Annotated in this window: 17 protein-coding genes; 2 read left to right on the top strand and 15 right to left on the bottom strand. The window is 49.8% G+C overall.

Annotated elements, in window-relative coordinates:
* Nucleotides 1-70 precede the first annotated feature (70 nt).
* Nucleotides 71-574: a CarD family transcriptional regulator gene (locus tag KPC83_RS03170; protein WP_216279113.1), complete on the top strand. Its 504-nt coding sequence runs from the start codon at nt 71-73 to the stop codon at nt 572-574.
* Between the two features lie 84 nt (nt 575-658).
* Here the strand turns inward: KPC83_RS03170 and proC are convergent, their stop codons facing one another.
* The gene (gene proC / locus KPC83_RS03165; protein WP_216279112.1) at nt 659-1456 is read right to left on the bottom strand and encodes a pyrroline-5-carboxylate reductase; all 798 of its coding nucleotides are present in this window, start codon (nt 1454-1456) and stop codon (nt 659-661) included.
* Nucleotides 1457-1640: 184 nt separating this feature from the next.
* Between proC and KPC83_RS03160 the strand changes: the two genes are divergently transcribed.
* Complete coding sequence (locus KPC83_RS03160) at nt 1641-2246, top strand: HD family phosphohydrolase (RefSeq protein WP_216279111.1); 606 nt, start codon at nt 1641-1643, stop codon at nt 2244-2246.
* 129 nt (nt 2247-2375) lie between these two features.
* Here KPC83_RS03160 and KPC83_RS03155 read toward each other — a convergent pair whose 3' ends face one another.
* The 14 genes from KPC83_RS03155 to recJ all read right to left on the bottom strand — a co-directional run bounded on the left by KPC83_RS03155 (nt 2376) and on the right by recJ (nt 24642).
* Nucleotides 2376-3671 carry a glutamate-5-semialdehyde dehydrogenase gene (locus KPC83_RS03155; RefSeq protein ID WP_371819275.1) on the bottom strand — a complete coding sequence of 432 codons (1296 nt, stop codon included), beginning with the start codon at nt 3669-3671 and terminating at the stop codon, nt 2376-2378.
* Between the two features lie 113 nt (nt 3672-3784).
* Entirely contained in the window at nt 3785-4288 is a 504-nt protein-coding gene (gene folB, locus KPC83_RS03150; protein WP_216279110.1) for a dihydroneopterin aldolase, read from the bottom strand.
* Nucleotides 4289-4296: 8 nt separating this feature from the next.
* A complete protein-coding gene (gene folE / locus KPC83_RS03145; protein ID WP_216279109.1) occupies nt 4297-4854 on the bottom strand; it encodes a GTP cyclohydrolase I FolE in 558 nt (185 codons plus the stop codon).
* A 135-nt stretch (nt 4855-4989) separates the two neighbouring features.
* A complete protein-coding gene (locus KPC83_RS03140; protein WP_216279108.1) occupies nt 4990-8316 on the bottom strand; it encodes a DEAD/DEAH box helicase family protein in 3327 nt (1108 codons plus the stop codon).
* Between the two features lie 2 nt (nt 8317-8318).
* A complete protein-coding gene (locus tag KPC83_RS03135; RefSeq protein WP_216279107.1) occupies nt 8319-9065 on the bottom strand; it encodes a hypothetical protein in 747 nt (248 codons plus the stop codon).
* Entirely contained in the window at nt 9001-10398 is a 1398-nt protein-coding gene (locus tag KPC83_RS03130) for an Eco57I restriction-modification methylase domain-containing protein (RefSeq protein ID WP_216279106.1), read from the bottom strand. The genes KPC83_RS03135 and KPC83_RS03130 overlap by 65 nt, the downstream gene beginning before the upstream one ends.
* A 980-nt stretch (nt 10399-11378) precedes the next feature.
* A complete protein-coding gene (gene fba / locus KPC83_RS03125) occupies nt 11379-12245 on the bottom strand; it encodes a class II fructose-1,6-bisphosphate aldolase (protein ID WP_216279105.1) in 867 nt (288 codons plus the stop codon).
* Between the two features lie 52 nt (nt 12246-12297).
* On the bottom strand, nt 12298-13014 hold the full coding sequence (locus KPC83_RS03120; protein ID WP_216279104.1) for an MBL fold metallo-hydrolase: 717 nt from the start codon (nt 13012-13014) through the stop codon (nt 12298-12300).
* 278 nt (nt 13015-13292) lie between these two features.
* Complete coding sequence (locus tag KPC83_RS03115) at nt 13293-14027, bottom strand: LytTR family DNA-binding domain-containing protein (protein ID WP_216279103.1); 735 nt, start codon at nt 14025-14027, stop codon at nt 13293-13295.
* A gap of 45 nt (nt 14028-14072) precedes the next feature.
* Nucleotides 14073-15482 (bottom strand): sensor histidine kinase, encoded by a 1410-nt coding sequence (locus KPC83_RS03110; protein WP_253201005.1) that lies wholly within the window; start codon nt 15480-15482, stop codon nt 14073-14075.
* A gap of 164 nt (nt 15483-15646) precedes the next feature.
* Nucleotides 15647-16933: an amidohydrolase family protein gene (locus KPC83_RS03105; protein WP_216279102.1), complete on the bottom strand. Its 1287-nt coding sequence runs from the start codon at nt 16931-16933 to the stop codon at nt 15647-15649.
* Nucleotides 16934-17050: 117 nt separating this feature from the next.
* The gene (locus KPC83_RS03100; RefSeq protein WP_216279101.1) at nt 17051-18514 is read right to left on the bottom strand and encodes an APC family permease; all 1464 of its coding nucleotides are present in this window, start codon (nt 18512-18514) and stop codon (nt 17051-17053) included.
* 403 nt (nt 18515-18917) lie between these two features.
* Nucleotides 18918-21227 (bottom strand): bifunctional (p)ppGpp synthetase/guanosine-3',5'-bis(diphosphate) 3'-pyrophosphohydrolase, encoded by a 2310-nt coding sequence (locus KPC83_RS03095; protein ID WP_216279242.1) that lies wholly within the window; start codon nt 21225-21227, stop codon nt 18918-18920.
* A gap of 67 nt (nt 21228-21294) precedes the next feature.
* A complete protein-coding gene (gene recJ, locus KPC83_RS03090; protein WP_216279100.1) occupies nt 21295-24642 on the bottom strand; it encodes a single-stranded-DNA-specific exonuclease RecJ in 3348 nt (1115 codons plus the stop codon).
* Between the last annotated feature and the right edge of the window lie 151 nt (nt 24643-24793).

Here is a 24793-nt window from a genome sequence, read left to right as displayed (position 1 = left end):
TGTTGTTTACCTGCATGTTTATCTCATAAGCCTGATATGCTAGATGCAGCACATCGTGTAAGGAGTCAGCATGTTTTGTATTGGCGAGCATATTATTCATCCAGGCCAAGGTGTTTGTAGGGTAACAGGAATTGAAAACACTCCTGCACCCATGCTTTTGCTTGAAGCAAAAAAGGGACACGCTAAAACCCTCATGCGCTATCCCTTGGCGCAGGCAGACCGCCTTCATAGCTGCATTACCCGCGAAGAAGCTGAACATATCATGGCAACGTATAGCGAAATTGCTTGCGATACCCACACCGAGCGCAATTCTTCTCTCGAAGAAAGCTATTTTAAGCAGCAGCTTAAAAAGGGCGCACCAGAGACTGTCCGTGTTTTGAAAACCATGTTGCAACGCATACAGGATGCGCACAATCATGATAAAAAACCCAGTAGCTACTATGCGCGCATCCTCAAAGAAGCACATAAACGCAGCGTTGAAGAGCTCTCGATTGCGCTTCATATGAGCGAAGAAGAGCTTATGGTTCAACTCGATACGCTCAATGCCACCTTTATAGAGCCAAGCAACAACTAAATTTGAGGCGAGTACCGAGCGATAGCACAGCAGCAGCTGCCGTGTAACAATATGCCGCCTGATATATTTTAGAGCGAGCCTTGACTACAGCTCCTGATTGCGCTGAGCGCATACCCGCATCGCTTCAATCACGGCACTGCGAAGCCCACGCGCTTCAAGTTCTGCCAGCGCAGCGATGGTGGTACCACCTGGTGAGGCAACTTCGTCCTTAAGAACAGCCGGGTGTGTAGCTGTTTTTTGCAAATACGCGGCACTTCCTGCAACGGTTTGCTCAGCCAAGCGATACGCCAAATCACGGGGCAAGCCAAGCAATACAGCCGCATCAGCCATAGCCTCAATAAATAGGCAAACATAGGCAGGACCGCTACCTGATAGAGCAGTAACCGCGTCCATGTAGGTTTCGGGCACCAAGACCGCGTCACCCATGCACTCAAACAGCTCAAGCACCGAGGCGACTTCAAGGTCTTGCACCAACTCATTAGGAGTAATGGCTGTCATGCCAGCATGTACCTGAGCCGGAAGGTTAGGCATAACGCGCACCAGCTTGCGCGAGGTTCCCACAAGCGTCGCAAGGCGTTTTAGAGTTACGCCGGCAGCTATTGAAATAATAAGCGCACCAGGAGCCAGCACCGGCTCAACCTCATCAAGAACAGCCTCGATATGCTGGGGTTTTACCGCTAAGATAAGCATATCGACACCACGTGCAGCCTCTAGGTTATCCTCGCCGACACACACATTCAGCGACGTGCCAAGCCGCTCAGCCAACTCGATGTGATTATCAACTACCGTAATGTGTTCCGGCTCAATATACTCATGCTGGACCATGCCCATAACAATTGCTGAGCCCATTTTTCCGCAACCAATTACACCAATACGTGACATACGAAGCCTTTCAACCAATGGATAGCTGCATTGTACTTGCCTACCATCATAGCCTTTTTTACCAATAAACAACTGCTCAGAAGGTTTACAAGTACATATAGTGGGTATACAAGCGAAAATCTTGTGCATGAGTTCATGCTCCATTGCGATAATTGATGTATAGGTGCCAGTTGAGGGAGGAACCATGGCTGAATTATCCGCAGGAATAAGTCGAGAAGGCGCGCTTGAGTTGCTACAAGCTCATAACAAGGATGACTTTCATCTTGAACATGCAACAACAGTTGAAGCAACTATGAAGTATTTTGCCCGTGAGTTTGACCCTGAGCATGAAGAGTTTTGGGGAATCGTTGGTTTGCTTCACGACCTTGACTGGGAAGAGCATGAAGACGAGCCTCAAAAGCACACCTTATTTGCTGCTGAATGGATTGAGGCAGCAGGCGGCACGCCGGAGCTCATTCGTGCTATCCAAACTCACACCAGCGACTTTAATCCTGAGCTACCACGCCCTGAACTCATGATGGAAAAGATTCTTTTTGCAACTGAGGAGCTTACCGGTCTTATTGGCGCTGCGGTGATTATGCGACCCAGCAAAAGCGTTATGGACTTTACCGTTAAGTCTCTTAAAAAGAAGTTTAAGGATAAGCGCTTTGCCGCCGGTGTGTCGCGCGACGTTATACGTTCAGGCGCTGAGTTACTGGGCTGGGAGCTGGACGATTTATTTGCGCGCACCATTGAGGCCATGCAAAGCTTCGCACCCGACCGCGATAGCTTTGTTGCAGCTCAGGCGTAACACCTGCAATTACGTATAGCAGCTTGCTCAAAGCACTCGTTACGAAACTCCGAAAACAGGCGGTTCACCTTTTGGTGCCGCCTGTTTTTGAGTGCCTTGATATAAACGCTCTGTAGTACTTGCTAGAAGCTACGGGCGCACCTGACCAGAACCGCGTAGAACATATTTTGTAGTTGTAAGCGCCTCTGCTGCAAAAGGACCGCGTGCATGTAATTTCTGCGTTGAAATGCCAATTTCTGCACCCAAGCCAAACTCTCCGCCATCAGTAAAACGAGTGCTAGCATTTGCATACACAGCACTAGCATCAACCTCTAGCAAGAACTGCTCACAGGCATCTGTATCTTCTGCAAGAATTGACTCGGAGTGCCCCGTACCATAACAATTGATGTGATGTATTGCCTCGCGAAGACCAGATACCACCTTGATGCTCATCTCAAGCGCTAAATACTCGCGTCCCCAGTCATCTTCAGTTGCTCGCACAACAAGAGACTCGCCGTCTCGCGTTGCCTCTGGCATATCACCTATGAGCTTGCAACTACGCTCATCACCATGAAGCAAAACCCCAGCCTCAAGTAGTGCACGCGCTATCTCAGGAATAAAGCTCCCGGCAATTGCCTCGTCAACCAGCAAGGACTCCGCAGCATTGCAAACGCCCACACGCTGCGTCTTTGCATTCAGGATAATGGGGATTGCCTGACTGAGATTAGCGGACTCATGTACATATATGTGACAGTTGCCTGTGCCTGTTTCTATAACAGGAACCAAACTCTCGCGCACGCAGCGCTGAATCAACCCAGCTCCGCCCCGCGGAATGAGCACATCAACAATACCGCGCTGTGCCATTAAAACACCGGTAGCTGCTCGGTCGGTGGTCTCGATAATACTTAAGGCATCACGCGGCAAACCCAATGCCTCAAGCGCATCTGATAGCACATGCGCAATAGCAACACACGAATGCTGCGCCAAAGACCCACCGCGCAAGATACATGCGTTACCGGTTCTAATACAAATACCTGCTGCATCAGCAGTGACATTTGGACGTGCTTCATACACCATTGCCACTAGGCCAAGCGGCACCGATACCTTAGTGAGGTCGAGACCTTGGCTGATAGTGCGATGCTCAAGCACACGTCCCACCGGGTCTGGCAGCTCTGCAAGTGAATCAAGGGCATCAGCCATGGCAGCCATGCGCTCGGGCGTAAGCAACAAGCGGTCAAGAAGACCAGCGGCTATGCCTTGCTCTTGAGCTTGCTGCATATCAAACTCATTTGCTTGAAGTATTTCGGGCGTCCGCGCGCGCAGCGCAGCTGCCATAGCATGCACCGCTGCCTGGCGGGTCTCATTTGATGCAAAGCCTAGGTGGCGCGAAGCTTCTTTTGCAGCTTTAGCGCGCTCAATTACCATATCCTCAATTGAAGTTGCCACCACACAGCTCCTTTCATACCAAATACCTCATATACCTTGTACCTCATATACCTTGCTAGCTACACGCGATGATGTGCAGCAGTATTGCAAGCAGCATGAACTGCTTGCTTGTATTATGCCTGCTCAGCTCTTTGCCGTACACGCTCAATCTCAACACCACAAGAACGCACAGGAAGACCTAACGCCGCCCAAGGTTTATCCACGCGCACGCGCACGCCCACAACCGTGGGATAATGTGAAAACATACGCTGTGCAATACCTTCTGCAATTGATTCAATGAGCTTAAAGTGATGCTCACGTACAAAACAATCGATTAACTGAGCAGTTGTTGCATAGTCAATTGAGTACTCAAGTTCATCCGTTATGCCGGCATGCTGCAAATTGGTATAAAGCGTTAGGGAAATAACAAACTTCTGGTCAAGTTCATGCTCTGCTGAATAAACACCATGGCGAGCAAACACTTCAAGCCCATCAATATGAACACAATCCATATGAGCAATATCTATTTGGGTGAGCTGAGCTTGGGGCATATGAGGCTTGAGCGCCGTATGCGTCTCATAAGGAGCGAGTGTTGATGTGTCTTGGGTGCTTACGTGATGCTTCATCTGGTTTTCCATACGAGCCCCTACGCTGTTATGAGCGACAAAAAGCGCTGTTCTAAGCGCGGGTCATCAAGAAAAGCACCGCGGCATGCTAGCGTTGTAGTGCATGCCCCTGGTTTTTTTACACCGCGCATGGTCATGCACATATGCTCTGCTTCCATATACACAATCACGCCAACCGGGTCGAGATAGTGCATAAGCGCATCAGCAACTTGCGAACACAAACGTTCTTGGAGCTGTAAGCGCTGAGCATACACCTCAACCGTGCGCGCAAGCTTAGAAAGACCGGCGACCTTACCGCGCGGAATATATCCAATTGCTGCCTTGCCATAAAACGGCAGAAGATGATGCTCACACATTGAATAGAAGGCAATATCGCGCTCAATCACCAAATCAGACGCTTCAACCGAAAATGTTGTGGATAGGTGCTCGCGAGCGTTGGTACCGTTTCCTGCAAGGAGCTCAGTGTACATGCGCGCAACGCGTGCGGGCGTGTCAAGAAGTCCTTCACGCATAGGGTCTTCCCCTATGCCTTCAAGCAAAAGGCGCGTTGCCTGCACAACTTTATCGTAATCAACCATGGTCAACCTTTCAGATGCTTTCGCTGTTCGCATGGTACCACGGTGTTGCAAGGCTTAATCAAACACAAGCCTCGCCATATGATGCACAGGTTTTACGCGCACGTGCCCGCCAACCAGCTTCTTTAAGGTCTACTCTTACAACTTTCCCCCAAAGGTCTGCTCAACAAAGGCCGCAAGCTTGCCCTCTTTTGCCAATGTGGAAGAATCGGCCATGACAAAGTTGGTGTCGCAGCTCCCGCTAAGTTCGCTACCATAGCCCAAAATGTAGTGCGTTGCTATCTGGTAGATAATCTCTGTTGGCGCAATGCCAAATACCTGACGCTCCAAAATATGGTCAAGCCGAGTGCGGTCGTCGGGAAGATGTTGTTTCATTGCTTCGCTGCGATACAGCCGCTTGATTATCTCGGTAATGTACAAGCCGCTCTTCATATACAAATCAGCAAAGGTATGCTCTGGGTCATCAAAGCAGCCTGGGTTTTCTTGCTCAAACAAATCAAGCATGTGCACAACCACACTTCTAGGTGTAAAAATCTGATTTGTCTTTTGCGGCGGAACATAATCAAAAATATCTTCGGTAAGCGATTCATCAAAATAGTTTGCCAAACGCTCACGGAGCTTAATAAACTCACGCACGGAGTCGTCAAACACCACGGGGTCAAAGAGCTGTCCCTCAAAGTGAACCAGCTCCCCGGTCTCAGGGTCATACACGTCTCCGCCATCGCGCAGCAGTCTAAACTGCTCTACGCTAATGCTTGTAACCTCACGAAATACCTCTGAGGGAATAATCGCATCAAAGCTTGCGAGCGTGGTGTTCTCATCGCCATACGCCATAAGAAATGAGGGAATCGTTCGAGAAAAACCGCGCAAATGGTCTCTGATGGTGCTCTCAATGGTTTGCTTTTCACTCTCCCGTTTAGCAAGCTCAAGCTCTCGCACCACAGTCTCGCCAGCGTTTTTCACCAAATCGTCGCGCGACCCTTTAAGGCTTGCCACAAAACTTTGACACGCTTGCTCAAGCTGCTCATCAAAGCTTTGGTTAATTCGGTTTGCCTCCTCTTGTGTCTGAGCACGCTCCAGGCTGTCTTGGCGATGTTGCTCAATGCGGTTTTTCTCAATGGTAAAGCTGCCCACCTCGCGGTTAATGCATCTGTTTATATCTTCTTTAATGCGGCGCTCAAGCTTCTTTTTCTGAGATGGCTTCATCTCATTGCCGTAGTTCTCTCTTGCCGCTTCTATAAGCGGATCGGTAAGCGTTTCAGCAAAGGATTCACGAAGCCGATTCATCGCTTTTTCTTCTTCGCTGGGCGTTGAAGGTTCAAGCTTAATGTCCTCAATAGCTGCATCCAGCTTATCAGATACGCTGCTATACACTTTGTTACCAAAAAGCTGAGTAGCCTTGCCGATGATATGCTCCTCAGGAATCTCAACAACACCTTCCTCGTTAAGATTTAGCTCATCGGCGGTGTTGTGCGAAATACCAAGCTCTTTGTTGGGAGCCTTGGTGGGCTCAAGCGTCTTTACTGCTTCAAGCACTTGAGACGGCGCACGAAATAGATTACTGATGTTTTGAAATAAAAAGTCGCTCATAAACCCGCGGCGTACCACCTCGCGTGCGCGAATTCTGCGCGGAATAGAGAGCACGCGCTCGGTATCAAGCTCAACCATTTCTCCGTTTTCGTCCTCACCAATAACCGGGAAGAAGTTAAGCAATGTTCTTACGCGCTCTTTGCGAGAATCTATGCTACCGCCACCTGAGACTGTATCGGTGTAGAGGTCGTTAGCAAACTCCTCAAAAATGGTGAGGGTACGCGCTGGGTCAAAGTCAAAGACATAGGCGTTTTCTTTGCGCAAAAACGTACCACCACGACTAAAGAGGCAGGGGTTTTGTGCTCTAAAAGCTGCCTGCATATACAGCGCAGGGCTCTTCATGTTAGAGAGCATAAGAACCGCCGTCCACTCTGGAACGGTAACGCCGGTGGTAAGCTGGCCCACCGAAAGCGTAATGGTATAGTCGTGAGTATCTATTGCGCGGCGCACCTTATCAAAAGCGTGGGCGTTTTCGCTCTCTTCATCTAGCTTGCCATCTCCTGCTGCAAGTATCACCTCATAGTTAGAAAAAACGGGATGCTGCTTGAGCTTGCGAGCAAGAGCGCGGGCAGAATCTACCCGGCTCAGCATCCAAAATGTGTGGCGCAGCTCGTCACGCAATTCAGGCGTAGAAAACGGGAACTTCTTTTGGGTAGTGAGCGCGTCTAAAAAGCAGTCAACATCGGCGTTATGCACAAAGTAGCCATTGCTGTTGGTAGCAAAAAACTCATTGAGGTCAAAGGCGTACTCCACGGTTTCGCCGTCTATGTCTACCCCGCGCCTCACTTCATCAGCCACCATATCAGACATTTGATAGGTAAACATGTTCAAGCGCGGCAGGTCGGTATAGGGGTTTTGAAGCTCGGTATTGTCCCAGTTGCTCTTAGCGTTTTGCTCGTCGGCATAGGTCCAGTTAAAGATAGCCTCGCTAGAAAACTTCTCATTAGCTATGGCCTTAAACGGTGTGCCCGAGAGATGCAAGGTAAACTTACGCTTGATGCGGTCAAAGGCAACATCGGTCTTAAAGGTATCCACGCCCTCGTGCGCCTCGTCAATAATGAGAATATCCCACTCAAGCGTGGCAATATGTTCAAGCTTGTTATAGCTTCCGCCAAATTCAATAGCACCTTTAAGGTCTTGCAAACTCACAAACTCAATAAAGCCCTTTGCACCGCCCGCAAGAAGGCTTTGTCTATACTCTTCGCGGCTCATACAATGGGGCTTATTCTGCAAGGCAGATACCGAGCTCACAAATGCCAAACCAGCATCTGTGCCTACAAACTTGATGTAATCCTCATACCAAGAATTGGCAATAGCAGGACGATTGGTAACAATCAAAATGCGCTCTGCCCCAAGACGCATACAAAGGTCATAGCTTGCAAGCGTCTTCCCAAAACGAGGCTTGGCGTTCCAAAGGAACGCGCCTCGTTTGTGAAGACGCGCATATTTGAGGGTTTGGGTAACAGCAAGCTCTTGCTCATCGCGCAAGCGATACTCAATAGCTGCGGGTGTATCTAACACGCCGCGGTTTTCGCGAAACTCGTAAAACTTTTGGTGTGCCGGCACAGGCTCTATTTCAAACCACTCGGTGCCAGGCTTGCCCGCAATGTTGAGCTTGCGCAAATACCCATGAAAATCGGTATCTCTAAAGGTTTCACCACTGCCTTCATATATGGCGTTGCCCTGCCATTCAAGATGATACTCAACATCTATGGTATGGGCTTGCTGCTCTAGGCGACGCTCAACGTTTTGCTCAGTGTAGCCAATTTTGGTCCAGCCAGCGTGGCGGGCAATCTCAGGTGTGGTATAGGCATATATCTGCGGAATTGCTGGACGAGCGGTTTTTATGAGATTGCTAATATTGCTGAGCGCCATAGCTACTCCATTTCCTTTACGTTAGTTTCTATAAAGGCAATCTCTTCGGGCGTGAGGCCGTACTTTGCATAGAGTTGCGTATCAATTTCTGAAATGGATTTTGACCAGTCGATGTCAGAGGCTGAGGTGAAGTCTTGGAGCGGAACATAGCGCCATACAGGTCTTGTATTGTCTTGCGTAACTTTAAGCACGCCAAGCAATGCGCGAGCAAACTTTGACTTTATATATTTTAATAGGGCTTCTGCTTCATACTCAGAATCAAAGCTACCAATGCTTATGAAGGTCTCTGTATGCCCTATTAAGGGCTGCCCTATTAAGGGTGTAGAAAGTACTTCTCCTAGCGCACCAGACCCATTTGCTTTTGGAACCATTACTTTCCATTTATTCAAATTATTGTTCTTAGCTAGATAATCTTTTCGCAGCCAACGATATTGTCGTTTCCCATGCGATAACCCGAAAATTTGAATATACTCATGCTCATCTTCTGGCTTCTCACTCGTAAAAAAACTTGGAAATCTATCAAAGGAGCTTGAGAGAATACGGCTATCACTAATCTTTTTCATCTCGTCCGGCTTTTCGTCATACACTGTCTGTGAAAAACGATACATACCGCGGTTTGAAACTATCGAATCAAGACCTTCAAAACCAGTTTTGCTTACCTTTGTATAAATTCCTACTAATTCATTAAACGGAATAAAAATCTCTACTGGTCCCAGCGTGCGCGTGCTGTCGCGCAAAGAGATGGCCACCCCCCCCCTTGATGTCAGTATTGGGGAAGGCTTGCGACGCATCTGCCTCGTAGTGCAGTACCGTAAAATGTGAATCGGCAAGTTTTTTTGCATTCCATGCTTTGGGTGTACTGCCCGCGTTAAAAAGAAAACGAGCCGGTGTGATGAGTTCAACGCGCTCGGCCACCTCTTCTGCAGCGTCCATAAAGTCGTTATAGACAGGCTTTGCAAAGGTCTTGTTACCTTCGTCGCTAAACTCCTCCTGATAGGGCGGGTTGCCAATTACCGCATAAAACTTCTTGTCCATGGGAAATGCCTTGCCTTTCATTGACATAAACTCAAACGGCTCGTTGTTTTTCCAGTCATATATAACGCACAAAGGAACCGCTCCCGTAGGTTCCGGTGCTGGCGTATCAATAGATGCTCCATCAAATAATTGTTCTGCCTCAACATCATCAAAAAGCGAAAGCTGTATAGGCTCTAAGTATGGCTCTTCATATTCAGACAAGCTCGAATGCACAACAGCGTCCAACTTATTGCTTGGCACTGCACAGGTAAGGCCGTTCATTTGGAAGAAGTTCCACGACACAATCCAGGCTGCCATATCAATTTCTTCATCACCTAAACCGGCACCCCAGCGTGCACGCACATGCTCACAGAAAGTCTCAAACACATTGATGCGGGCGATAAGCAGGTTATCTCCTTGATACTCATAGCCATACGTTGCCTTAAGCGCTGCAAATGCCCAGCGAATCCACTCTTTGCGCGTTTTTGTTTTTTCGCTCACCACGCGCAACTTTCGGTCAAGAAAACCTATGCGCTCCTTAACCGGAAGCACCACTCCGGTAACCGTGTCATAGCGCGAACAAACAAAGGGCGCTTCTCCGCAGGCTATCTCTAAGCGTGGACTTTCTACATAGGCGCGCCAGCCGTGACCCTTTATTTTGGGAAAGCTAAGCGGCTCTGTACTGGTGCGCCACGACATACCCTCCTCAATGTTAAAAGTGTTGCCCGCGCCAAACCAGATGGCATCTACATGGTTATTCATGGCATTTACCAGCCATGATGGCGTAAACACCTCGGCACGTGTTTTGGTGCGCAGCGATTGATGCTCGTGTTCTTTTGCAATGCGCGGTTTAATAACCCCAGAAGAAAGTCCGGTAATCTTTGCTATGGTTATCTGCTCGTCTCCCCCATAGCCCTCACCTAGAGCCTCATACTCATTATCTGCCCAGATAATGTTGCAACCGGTGGTTCTATCTTTGAGCAGTATCTCTAAAACTCGTGTTGGATAGCGTGCATCAAAGCTCTCGATAAAGCCCTCACCTATGCTTTGTTGCCTATCGAGGTCCACTGCACAAAATCCTTTCTTAATGAGCGCGGCATGCTATGCATCTCAACGAGGCGCACAGCTGCTTGATGCTCATTTCTGCCCGTATTGATTATGTCTTTTGCCATAGTATCATTGCGTGCGGACACACGAGCGCGAAAAGCTTAGGCTCAGTTTATACGTGTTTGCCTTACCCTGTGTAGCCTCGTGTGAAACGTGACCGATATGGTGCATAAATGGCTGCTCTGAGCTGTGCATTGGCTGAACTGAACAATTTGGCACTCACACCGCACCGCTGGGCTGTGTGGTGATAAGTACAAGCAATTTGGCACTCACACCGCACCTGACCTGCTCTTTGGCAAAACCAACTAATTTGACGCGCAAACAATGGCTCTGACCTGCTCTTTGGCAAAAATGACTAATTTGACGGAAAAATCTGTCATTTTTGACTAATTTGACGTAAATGGACAACTGTTGTTTTTCTTGCAACTCATCTACCTGCGGCTTTATAAATCAAATACTAACCCGCTGGGTTATAGAGAGTACTTTTTCGTCATTTTTGCCAAAGCGACAGATGTAACTTATCTAGGTGTTGATAGCGCTGGTTCGTGATAAGGCACAAAAACGCCGCACCATCACATGGCGGAACAAAGAACGCACGCGGCACGACTCCACTCAAAGCCCTGAACGTAAAAGCACTGGTAAAACGCACAACATACCGTGCTCACGCGCGGAACAGTTTTTCGTAAACCTCGCGCCGCAAAACACCAACGCAGACAACACAGTTTTGCATAAAACCTCGCGCCGCAAAAGCGCCTCGCACACAAATATCCCCAGAGCACTCCAAAAATAGCTACATAGCGCTATACAGAATCGCGCTATCAGTCACCTGCAATAGCGCATACGCAAACAAAATGCCCTCGAAACACTCCGAGGGCATAACTACATAGTTCTATGCAGAATCGCACTATCAGTCACATGCAGCATATGCTGCAAGAAACACCTTAAGCTTTGTTGGTAGAACCAAACTGCTCCATGAGCTCCTTGGTGCGTGCAACAATTGCATCACGGCCAGGCTTCAAGAGCTTGCGCGGGTCAAATCCCTTGCCGTTTTGGTCGTTGCCAGCCTCAACATAGGCACGGGTAGCAGCAGCAAAAACAAGCTGAAGGTCAGTATTTACGTTAATCTTAGAAACGCCCAAGCTGATGGCTTTTTGAATCTGATCGACCGGAATACCCGTACCACCATGCAATACCAGCGGCAAGCTGCCGGTGAGCGCCTTAATCTCACCCAAGCGCTCAAAACTCAAACCCGTCCAGTCCTCCGGATACACACCGTGGATATTGCCAATACCACAAGCAAGGAAGTCTACGCCGGTCTCTGCAATCTGTCGGCACTGCTCGGGGTCTGCCAGCTCACCATTTGAGGTAATACCATCCTCGGTGCCGCCAATACCGCCAACCTCAGCCTCTACAGAAACACCCTGGGCGTGCGCCAAGTTTACAATTTCTGCTGTGCGCTCAAGGTTAATTTCAAAGCTTGGCTCATGGCTACCGTCATACATAACTGAGGTAAAGCCTGCCTCAATACAAGCATGACAATCCTCATAGGTACCGTGGTCAAGGTGCAAAGAAACCGGAACGGTGGTGCCGGTTGCCTCAACAGCAGCCTTTACCATATCAGCGCATACCTTAAACCCACCCATCCATTTTGCAGCACCTGCGGTGCACTGCATGATGAGCGGAGACTTTGCCTCTTCTGCGGCCTGGAGCAAAGCGAGCGTCCACTCTAGGTTATTGGTGTTAAAAGCACCTAGAGCATACTTGCCAGCCTCAGCCTGAGCTAACATTTCAGCGGCATTTACAAGCATTGTGAACCTCCATGTTCACGCGTTTATTGAAACAGCCCAATACTATCACGTGTTAGTTATATCTGTCCTGTGGGTAATGTCTTAGCGCATGAATCATAAAGGCATTTTCGGCACGCTCTTTGCCTATCGTTGTTGTAGGCCCGTGTCCTATCAGGCAAAGTGTGTCATCGGGCATGAGGTGAGCCATTTTTGCCAAACTCTGTAAAATTTCGGCCGTGTTTCCGCCTTCAAGGTCGGTTCTGCCGTGTCCTCCCGGAAAGAGCGTGTCACCCACAAAAGCAAAATTGCCGTTGTTTGTTGCCGCAAAATACACCATACCGCCCTTGGTGTGACCGGGGACCAATATAGCTTGAAGCTCAACGTCTCCTAGCTGTATAACATCTCCCTCATGAAGCAATCGTGTGGGCTTACCAGGGTCTTCTACATCAACACCCCACATCCTTTTCATACTTGCCCGCGCAGCTGGCACAAATTGAGCATCAATTGCCGAAATAAGATACGGCGTTTGCTCACCTAGCATGCGCCGTATACCCGCTACGCCACCAAGGTGGTCAGCGTGTCCATGCGTACACAAAAGACCCTTGATAGAAATGTTGGGATGCCTCTCAGCAATGAGGCGCAGCAGTTCTGCACCGTCCCAAGCAGGGTCAACAATTAAGGCTTCCCCTTGCGATATAAGCACATAGGTATTGGTGTTAATAGGTCCGTTTTCTATACAATCAACCGTGAGGTGTCCTTGTGGCTTAGTGTGCAGCAGAGCTAATGGCATAAGAGAGTACAGTCCTTTCTTCTGGATAAACTGAGCTCTATATACCCGATGTTGCGTGCGGGCTAAACCTCTATCTAAAGGCCTCGCAAGCAAGGCCTAGCGCCATTGTGCCTCAACCGGACACAGCGTTTATGCGCACGATTTCTTGAGCGTGGTTGTCACATGGCAACACGTAGCTGCCACGCACTAGGATTTGGTTGCTATACCGCAGCACGTGGCTGGACCTCCATACCGCAGCACGTGACTGCCACGTGCCAACAAGAGCATTACAAGCGCATCTATATAATGCCCAGCCGCTCTTTTACCTCAAACGCACGTCGGCGGCTCACTGGCACCGATGCCTCTACCCTATCGAGGCGCAGTTCCATAAGTCCGCCTCGCGAGACAACAACATCATGAACGTCATCAACATTTACCAAATAGCTCCGATGCACCCGCATAAAACCATCTTTTGCTAAGCGCTGCTCAAGCGTAGAAATTGATGCGTTAACTAGATATTCTCCGCTGGGACACATAATTGCTGAATAATCTGCACGTGCCTCAACATAGCAAATATCACTTATGGGAATAAAGGCACGGTCACGCCCGCGCTCAACCGCTAAACGCGCAACCCGCTCACTTGATGTAGCGCGCTCTATTCTGAGTTTTGCTTCCAATTTATCAAGGGCCTGTGCCAAGCGAGCTGCCTCAACAGGCTTGAGTAAATAATCAACTGCATCAAGACCAAATGCCTGAGCTGCGTGCTCAGAAAATGCCGTCACAAAGATAACGGCAGGCGGTGTCTTAAGCCCTGAAAGCACACTTGCAAGCTTCATGCCGCTCATGCCCGGCATTTGAATATCGAGAAAAATAACCTGCGGATGATGAGCAAGGATGAGCTCGATTGCCTCAGTTCCGCTACTTGCCTCAATCAGCTCTCCGATTCTGCTATCTTGCTCAAGCAAATAACGCAACTCGGCTCTAATAGGAGGCTCATCATCAACAATCAGAGCCTTAATTAGCTTGTGATCCATCAGTGCTCCTCTCACAATGCTGTTCTACCATGCGCACTACCCCCTCTAAACATGCAGTAGTGCTGAGGCGGGTGCTGGAGGCTGATGAGGCGCCCCCACTAGTTTTACCGAGACGCAGGTTCCCACGCCCTCCGTTGATTCAACATGTATGCCTGACTCTTCGCCAAAGAAAAGATGAATACGCATTAAGACATTGCTAAGCGCAAGGCCGCAGCCTCGCTTAATTGAGCCATCGGCGGTTATGGTTTCTGGTTCATCAACACGGCTGCGCGTATCAAACAGATGCTCAAGGACCTCAGGCGACATACCAAGACCATCATCAGACACAATAATTTCAACACCCGTATCGGTTAGGTGGCTTGCAATGCTGATATGTAAGGGCTTTGTCTCGCGCATAGCGTGCTTAATGCAGTTTTCAAGAAGCGGCTGCAAAATAAAGGGAGGCACCAAGGCATCCATTGCGTCATGAGCAAGGGCAGATTGCACTTGTAAGCGTGTTTCTCCAAAGCGTGCCTGCATAAGATTGATATAGCGCACTCCCTGGTTAATTTCGTGCTCAAGTGTGGTGAGCTTTTCTGAATCAGAAAGGGTCTGCCGATAATATTTTGAAAAGTCTATAAGGAGTGAACGCGCCTTTTCTGGCTCGGTACGCACAAGAGAAACAATGGTTGTGATGGTATTAAACAAAAAATGCGGGTCAACCTGGGACTGCAGTGCGCGCAGCTCAACGCGCGCAGAAGCCTCAGACTGGCGATCGAGCTCAAAACTTGCCAGTTGCGTTGAAAGCAAGTCGGCAAAACCAGATGCAAGTGCCGTTTGGCGCAAGTCGATATTACTCATGCGCGGATAATAAAACTCCATGGTTCCCACGCAGGCATCACGCACAATTAAAGGAACCGCAATTCCTGCCCCCATACGCGGAAAAAACTGCCGGTCTTCGCTATCATTTTCACGTGAAAAAACACTTGCATCCTTGGTTTCTATAACCTGCAAGGTATGACGCAAGATAACCGGCTGGCCTGGCAAACAGCGCTCTGAACCCTCGCCCCAACTTGCTAATACCTGCCGTCCATCGGTAATACACATAGCCGATGCCATGGTTTCTGGAAGAATAATCTGGCAGGTGTCAAGCGCCACTTCAGATGACATGCCATTTCGGATATGAGCAAACAGCTTAGAGGCAATGGCGAGCGTTCTATCGGTTGAGGTCAGCGTTAGGTCGTCGGGTAGCACAAAAACATAGGAGAAGAAAAAACATAGCAGCACAAGCCCTGCAATGGTGACAACAGCAGGAACAGGATTTGCAATGTGTGCTGTCATAAACCAAATGAGCAGCAAAAAGAGCATGGGGACACAAAGCCCTAACAGCATAGCCATAACAAATTGTGCTGAACCTAAAACCTTCGTTGGGTTCATGCGCATGGTAAACCTAATAGGATGTAAAAACTTGCCCACATGACCTCCCCCAGAACTGTGTGCATATCCATCATATACCGGTACCGTTTACCGAATTGTCCTCACCCCTGAGCGGTAGTTGAGCGAAATCTAAGCGGCATATATATGCAAAAGCCCCCTGCCTCAACAACCGAGACAGGGGGCAAAGAAACGGGCTCTATCGACTATGCAGAATACTTATTGCCATCGCCGAAAGTACCAGAGATAACAATGTCGCCTTCCTTCATGATGACGTCCATGTTATCGGGGGTAAGGTCACGGATATTGGATGCAGGGTCACCGTTTACCACCAAGATGTCTGCCCACTTGCCAGCTTCAAGTGAACCAAACTCGTTCTCTTTGTGAACCATCTTGGCACCGTTGAGCGTGGCGCAGGTGATGGTCTCAAGCGGAGAAATGCCAACCTTCTCAACAAAGTCATACATCTCGTCGATGGTGACATAGCCATACGGCGTTACAAATGAGAAGGAGTCAGAACCGATAGTAAAGATTACGCCGCGCTTCTTGGCTTCACGCAGGCAGTCATAATTGCGCTGAAGCTCTTTTTCTACCAAGGTCTCGCCGGGGAACTTATCGTGAATCTCTGGCACATAGACCGGTGGATAGGTTGAGTACCATGTGGGCAAGAAGCCAATGGTGGGCGTAAAGAAGGTGCCCTGCTCAGCCATGAGGTCCATGGTGCGCTCATCAATATCAAAGCCGTGAATCAGCTGCTCGCAGCCAAAGCGGACAGAATCATAGGCCGCAGCATGTGAATTGTAGGAGTGGCTCCATACCGGAATGCCTACCATCTTTGCCTCGTCGCAAACTGCCTTAATCTCTTCTGCGCAATAATGCTGGTCGCGACCAGAATCCCAGCGCCAGATGCCGCCGCCGGTAGCCCAAATCTTGATAGCGTCAACGTCCTCGCGCAAACGACGACGAACAGCCTTGCGAAGATCCCACGGACCGTCAACCTGATCGCCCCAAGGGTGAGACTCTTTGTTCTCAAGCTGGCTGCAGTGATGCGAGTCACCGTGCCCTGCTACCCGGCAAAAACCTAAACCTGTTGCAAATACGCGAGGGCCTTTGAATACGCCGTCGTTGATGCAATCGCGAACATTTACACCAAAGCGACCAATCTCGCATACGGTGGTCAAACCGTGGGTCAAGCAGTCATACGCCTGCTTAACAGCAACTGCCTGCTTGTTGAGCAGCGGCTGCATAACCCAGTCGGTGTCGTTGTCGGTAAGATTGCCTGAGAAGTGAAGATGGGTATCGATAAGACCTGGCATAACAGTTTTGCCTGTTGCATCAATAACCTCATAGCCACCATCTGCAGGAACATCTTCGCGCTTGCCGGCATATTCAATCTTACCATCTTCGCCAACAAGTACCAGCGAATCCTCTACCGGTGTTGTACCAGTACCATCGACCAGCTTACCACCAACAATTGCATACTTCTTACCCATGGCTCCTCCTTTGGATCCAATTGCTCGGTCTAAATCTCCCTCTAAGATTTAATCCCGAGTTCTTTAACAAACCAATGTGACAACAAGTCACGTAGACGCGGATAGAAACAAACCTGCTTATGCCGTCTTTTTCATGGCAGACGTTGCAAAGAGCAGCACAAAGCCCAAGACCAGCCAGCCCAAAACAATGACCCAACCTGTGAAGTCAAGCGATTCAGCTGTGATGGGGAATACAATCAGAGCAATGATGATAAGACCAGCAAGAATTGCGAGGAAGATACCAAACTTGCCGCCCGGCACCTTATAGGGGCGCGGAAGGTCGGGCTCTGAGAAACGCATCTTAAAGCAGGCCAAAGAAACCATCGTGCATGAGAAGATGAAGGCAAGCGCCGATACCTTAGTGAGCGGAATAAGCATGTTCTTGCCCATAAAGGGGCCAACCAAAGTAATAATGGCAAGAACAATGCAGGCCAGCTTAGGTGCACCGGACTTTTCGTCAACCTCGGCAAACTGAGCTGGGAGCTGACCTTTGCGGCTCATAGCAAGCATAATACGGCTGGTAGCGCCATAGAACGAGTTCATAGGACCCATAGGACCAAGCGTTGCGATAGTAAGCATGATGAGATAGAAGAAGAAGTTAATGTTCTTCAAGCATGCAAGAGCAGGCACCGGTGACTCAACAAAGGTGTGCCAGTCAAGGATGGTGCCAAATGAATAGATGCAAATCATGTAGAAGCCACCAGATGCAAGCAAGGCAAGCGTAATAATTTTGCCAAACTTGTTCCAGTTAAGACCTTCTGCTGCCTCTTCTGCCTGCTGCGGAATGGTATCAAAGCCAGCGTAGAAGAACGGCGTGAGCAGCAATACACCCATGATGCCGCCAAAGATGTTATCGGCACCCGTTGCTGCAACACCGCCACCAGCATTTGCAACCTGAGAGAAAATCTCGCCGTTATGCAGCGCATGCATCGGTGAGCCGGTAAAGAGCGAAATACCCATAGCAAGTAACATACCGCAAAGCAAGGCTTTGGTAAGGAAGGCCTGAAGCTTAGCTGCAGATGATGCGCCCTTGAAGTTTAGGAAGATAACGTATACCGCAAATGCTAGCGAGATGATGGTGGGGAACAAATACACCTTTGCACCCAAAATCTCATAGAGCTCAACAGAGCGCAAAAACTCAAGACCAGGAATTGTGCCAAACATGTCAGAAACAAGCGTTGAGATAGCAATTGCTTCCCAAGGGCACAAAATGCCGTTACCTAAAGCCAGCAGCCAGCCCGTTACAAACGACGGAATGCGACCAAAGGTGCGGTCTACGTACTCAACAATACCGCCCGAGATAGGAATAGCAGCAGTAAGCTCGCCAAATACGGCACCGATGGGCACCAAGAACAGCGCGCCCAGCAAGAACGCAATCATAGCTGGGACAGGACCGCCGCCAACTACAATCCAGTCTCCTACCTGGAGTACCCAGCCCGTACCAATAATGGCGCCAAAGCCGATGGTGAAGAAATTCCATAGCGATAGGGTTTTCTTCATACCTCCTTGGGCAGCCTGTGGTCCGGCATGCGTCTCTGCCATGTCGTCCCCCCTTCAAACATGGATGCCTCGCAGCACCCGTCTTACCGCGTAAATATCTCACGCAGGTTTTCACTACTTAGACAATACGGGACTTATTTGAGGCAAGCTATGAGGCATCGACCGAAGGAAAGGCAGTCCAATAAACGGTTAGGTTTTCCCGATAAACGGTTGAGACAATACACATGCTTAATGCATAGCAATGCTTGAGCACCTCGATTGAGGCGCTCGCAAGGATTATGTTTTTAAGCGTGTGGTATGGCGTGGTAACGCTGAGCTTGTGAAGCTAGGGTGCAACTCATCGCGGTTAAGCTGAGCGTATCAAGCTAGGGCTCAGCCTATCGCGGTAAAGCTGAGCCTATCAAGGTAAAACTCAGCTCATTAAGGTAGAACTCAACTCAAGCTATCAACGCCGGCGCATCTGACGCGCGCCTTCACCTGGCATAATGCGACGGGCATCATAGACAGAATCAACGTTGCTGATATGTGCCAATAAAGGGTCAAGACCACTCGCGTCAGAAATCTCAATTAAGAAACGCAGGTTTGCAATTCCCTCACGATTGGTTGAAGTTGAAGCGCTCAAGATATTGCCACCTCCATCACCAATGGCAATCGTGACATCTTTAAGCAGCCCCATGCGGTCGAGACCTTCAATGACAATCTCAACCTTAAAGAGTGCATCTGCCGCACCATCCCACTCAACCCCAATCATACGCTCGGGGTTTTTCTGTAAATCGGCAACATTGGGGCAGTTAGCTCGGTGAACCGATACACCGCGTCCACGTGTGATAAAGCCTACAATATCATCCCCCGAAACCGGATTGCAGCAGTGAGCAAGACGCACCAGCATATCGCCCTCAACGCCAGAAACCACCACGCCCGAGCTTCCCGGCCGGCTCGTATTGCGTGGTTTGCGATTGCTACCTCTTACCTGTCGCTTTGCCGCTTCGACAATTTCTTCAGTTGAGGCGGGGTTTTGCTTGGTATCTTCTGGCTTTGGGTCAAGAATTGCTTCAACCTTATTACCAATTGCCCGAACAGCCAGCTTTCCTGCGCCAAGCACGGCAAACAAATCGTCTATATGGCGAAAATTAAGCTGAGTGGCAATTGAGGCAAGAGCGCGCGTAGTGCGCTGAGTTGAGATGCCATAACCGCGCTTGCGCAAGTCTTTTGCCAAGGCATCACGACCAAGAGCAGCGTCATCATCTTTTGTTGCCGCGGTAAAGTAGCGCTTAATTTTTGAACGCGCGCTTGGTGTTCTTACAATCGAGAACCAGTCACGCGAGGGCTTTGCTGCCTTATTGGTTAAAATCTCAACACGGTCACCCATGTTTAACTCATGCGAAAGCGGTGCCACTGCCCCATTTACCTTTGCACCAACGCAATGATTGCCCACCTCAGTGTGAACTGCATAGGCAAAATCAAGCGGCGTTGAGCCAGCGCGTAGATTCATTACCTCGCCTTTAGGAGTAAAAACAAAAATCTCCTGGTCAAACAGGTCAACCTTGAGGGTATGCAAAAACTCCTTGGGGTTTTCAATCTCATCAGATATGGCCCAGTCAAGTGAGCGCTTAAGCATAGTAATCTGATCATCAAGGCGCTGAGCATCAGCGGGTTTGTGCGCCTGCGAGCCACCAGAGCGCTTGTACAGCCAGTGTGCTGCAATACCATATTCTGCCTGTTCATGCATCTCATACGTGCGAATTTGAATCTCAAGCGGACGAGCCGTGGGGCCGATAACCGTGGTATGCAAGCTCTGGTAGTTATTAAACTTGGGCATGGCAATATAGTCTTTGAAGCGACCAGGCATAGGATGCCAAATGGAGTGCACCGCTCCCAAAACCGAATAACAATCCCCTACTGAATTGGTTATCACACGCAAGGCAACCAAGTCATAAATCTCTGAGAACTCTTTTCCCTTACGCTGCATCTTTTGATAGATAGACCAGTAGTGTTTTGAGCGCCCATTGATTTGATAGCCGCTCAGGCGAGCATCTTTTAGCTCATCATCTAGGGCTTTAATGGTTTCTGCTAAAAAGCGTTCGCGTGCCTCACGACTTTCAGAAACCATACGCGCAATACGCTGATAGGCTTGAGGCTCAAGATAGAAAAACGACAAATCCTCAAGTTCCCATTTCATTGAGGAAATGCCCAGACGGTCAGCCAACGGTGCGTACACGTCCATGGTTTCGCGCGCCTTAAAGAGGCGACGGTCCTCGCGAAGCGCAGCGAGCGTGCGCATATTGTGCAAGCGGTCTGCAAGTTTGACAATCACCACGCGAATATCGCGACTCATAGCCAAAAACATCTTGCGCAAATTGAGTGCCTGCTTGGCATCCATACTGTCAACTTCAATATTGGTTAGCTTGGTAACGCCATCAACAAGCTCAGAAACCGTTGTACCAAAAATTGCAGAAACATCGTCAAGCGAGGTTGAAGTATCTTCAACGGTATCGTGTAAAAGCGCAGCGCAGACAACATCGCGGTCCATTTTGAGCTCGGCTAAGATAATGCCTACCTCAATGGGGTGGTTGATATAGAGCTCGCCAGAGCGCCGACGCTGGTCAGCGTGCTTTTCTGCAGCAAAGCAATACGCTTTTTCAACCCCAGAAGCGTCTGCCGTACTCATATACTTGCTGCAAAGCCCCCTGAGCACATCCCAGCGATCAGCACAAATCTCAGGCGGTAAATCAGATGCTGTGCGATAATACACCATATGTTCTGAGGGGGTGAGTGGCGTGTCATTGGCAATATAATCGCGCGCTTTTTTTGGATTGTGAACATCAGCACTCATCGAAACGCCCTCCTTCGGGAAAGCTCGGAAGCAATGGTCTATTGACGTGAGCTAGCATATCACGGACTGAGGCCTTAAGCGCCCAGGTACGAAATGCCTCAAAGGAGCGCCGCGCCCGAAGGCCCTCTAGGTAGCGAATCGACTGCATTAAATCGACGTGTTGAGGTGCTTCGGCAAGCTGAATAACACGCGCTCCTCGCGTTTCATAAACCTGCAGGAGCCCCAGCTCTTCAAAAATGCCAAGCGCTGGGTCTATCAAGCGCTCATCAACCAGATTCTTGCCATCAATCTGCTTACATAGTGCCAAAATGCTCTCATTTTCTGCGCGCAAACCATCCTCGCACGACGACACACGAGCCCCTAAGGTTCTCAGTGCCCGATACACCACCACCAAGCGCTCACGCTCAGGTGCTTGCAGCCATAAGATGTGCTCGTTGATGCGAGCGTCACGCGGCGAATACATAAGATGGATATGCGCGGTCTCCCCATCGCGCCCAGCGCGTCCGCTCATCTGGTTAAACTCTATCTCTGAATACGGCATATGATAGAGCACGACATGGCGAATACCAGGTAAGTTAACCCCCTCACCAAAGGCTGAGGTTGAGACAATACAGCAAAGGTCGCCCGCACGAAAGGCTGCTTCAACCTGAGCACGCTCCGCACGTGTAAGGCCTGCATGATAGTAGGCAATTTTATGAGCAAGCGCCGATACCCGACGGCGCAAGGTTCTCACCAGTGCAACACTTTGCTCGCGTGCGTTCACGTACACCACGCACTGCTCCCCCGTTGCAACCACCGACACCAAGCGATTGTCACGATGCACAAGGTCTCGATCATCATCTATGCACAAATTATTGCGTACGGTTTCGTCGGTGATATAACGCAGATGTAGCGGAAGTTTGCCAAGCGCTGTCATACACGCAGGCGTTGCCGTGGCGGTGCAGGCAAGAATTTGTGGCTCCTGAAGCTCCGCGTAGATGCGTGCAAGCTCGCCATAGGCGCTGCGAGTGCCACTATCTGCCTCAGTAATATGGTGAATTTCATCAAATGCTACAAACGCAACACGCCCTGTTACAGCAAAGGCATGACTATGAAGTGCCAGATATTCTGGTGTGGTCATAACAACATCAAGTGTACCGCGTGACAAATCGGCATAGAGGCGCTGACGCTCGGACGGTGAGCTTTCACCGGTGAGCACCGCAATATGCAAACCAAGCTTTGCCGCAGTCCTTTTAAGCTGCATCGCCTGGTCTGCAACAAGGGCACGCAAGGGATACACAAAGATACTCGCACGATGGCGCAGCAATGCCTCTCGTGCTGCATGAACCTGAAAAATCAAGGATTTGCCGCGTCCGGTTCCCATGACACTGAGCACGTGTTGACCATCTGCAAGCGCCTGCAAAGCCTCAAGTTGCGCCGCATGTGGCGCTGAGCTCCCAATCACTGCATGAATAAGGCTTCGCGAGAGCTCCTCATACGACAACTGTTGCATGCGATAACGACGCTCATCTGCAAGAGGCTCCGCCACAGGTAGCGCAGTAGCACGCGTACACGATGCCATGAGCGCTGGACAAGCCTCGTCTGCCTCATCTGTGCTGGTTGAGCCGTTCTCAGCAGGCGCGATTAACCTATCTGGTACTAAGATGTCACGAACCATGAGCTTGGGTTTGCATCGCCCCTGCCACGTTTCTGCAATAACACTACACACCACATCAAGTGCACCATCATAGCTCAGCATATCTTGAATCTGGGGTGCTCGAAACATAATGGCAGACACGCCAGAGCGTCCATCTGTTGCAGTAAAGCGCAGGTGCTCGGCAGTTTTGCCCACCGCCGCCCTATCAGACATGGTGACACCTGTTATTGCAAACAGAGGAACCGGGTTTCCCTGCCCAAAGGGCTCAAGTAACGACAGCTGTTTGATAGTCTCAATGGTGAGCTCACTCAGCTGAGCCGTACCAGCAATTTCTCCTCGGTCTTCAAAGTCATCAGGCGAAAAGGTAGATAAAACCTCATTGAGTCGATGACGAAATGCCGGTACCTTATCTGCAGGACAGGTAAGCCCAACCGCACCCGCATGCCCTCCAAAACGCGTCAGCACATCGGAGCATTGGCCAACCGCATCAAATAGATTGATGTTTCCAACCGAGCGACCACTTCCGCGCGCCTGCCCATCTTCAATTGAGAACAAAATTGATGGCACGTGAAAGCGATGTGCTAAACGACTGGCGACAATACCTTTAACACCTTCATGCCAGCCTTCACCAGCCACCACAAGGGATAAACCCCCATCAAAGTCTGACTCGGCAGAGCGAATAGCATCTTCGGTAAGCGCAGCCTCAATAGCGCGGCGCTCTTGGTTGATAGCCTCAAGCTCAGAGGCAAGCTTGCCAGCGTATACCGGGTCTGTCTCCATAAGCAGTGATAACGCGAGTGCCGGGTCAGACATACGTCCTGCAGCATTGAGACGCGGAATGAGCGAAAACGAGAGTGACTCGGTGGTAATGGCAGACAGGTCGGTATTGCTTAGCGCTGCCAGCGCGATAAAACCAGGGCGTGATGTCGTGCGCATGCATGCAATTCCATCTGCAACAAGAGCGCGATTCTCAGGCGTAAGCTGCATCATATCCGCCACGGTGCCAAGCGCTGCAACTTCTGTATAGCGCTTCCAGAGATGAGGCGCACCTAAACGCATGCCCAAACCATGCACCACTTTAAGTGCTACCCCCGCGCCAGCAAGCTCACGCGAGGGACCGGTGGACTCAAACTTAGGATTAGCAATAGGAACACCGACAGGCACTAGGTTTGACGGCTCATGGTGGTCAGTTACTACTAAATCGATACCTTGATTAAGAAGATACGGAGCCTCGTGCTTGGCTGCAATACCATTATCAACCGTCACCACCACATCAGGCGAGCAACAAGCAATCACGCGATCGAGCGCTTCTTTGCTCATGCCGTAGCCCTCGTCTTTGCGCCGAGGAATAAAGGGGTGAACGGTTGCTCCAAGCGCACGCAGCGCCTCAGTTAACAGGCAGGTTGAGGTAATACCATCAACGTCAAAATCGCCAAAAACCGCAATCGTCTGGTGTAGATGCAGTGCTTGTTCTAAGCGGCTAACAACCTCGGTCATGCCAGGGATAATAAAGGGGTCTGCCCAATCACGTTCAAGTGAGGGGGTTAAGAAGGCGCGCCCCGCCTCAACACTTCTTATACCTTGTGCAATCATCACGCGCGCCACCAGCGGGGCAACGTGGAGCTGATGAGCAAGATGTGCTTCAAGCTCAGGGTGGTGTGGAGCAACCGTCCACCGTTTGGTAGAAACTAAGGTAGGCATAACTATATCCCATAAGAAAAGGTCGCTGCGGCAACCGTACTTGTTGAACAGCCTCATTATACGCAAGTCTCTTTCGTTTCAACTTGTAAACGTATAAGCAGGGCATGTATATCTCTTGCAGCAGATGGCTATACTTAGCCTGCTTCAATGG

Origin of the sequence: Collinsella sp. zg1085 (genome assembly GCF_018889955.1) — a bacterium.
Taxonomy (GTDB): Bacteria; Actinomycetota; Coriobacteriia; order Coriobacteriales; family Coriobacteriaceae; genus Collinsella.
This window is presented reverse-complemented; position numbering and strand designations above follow the sequence as displayed.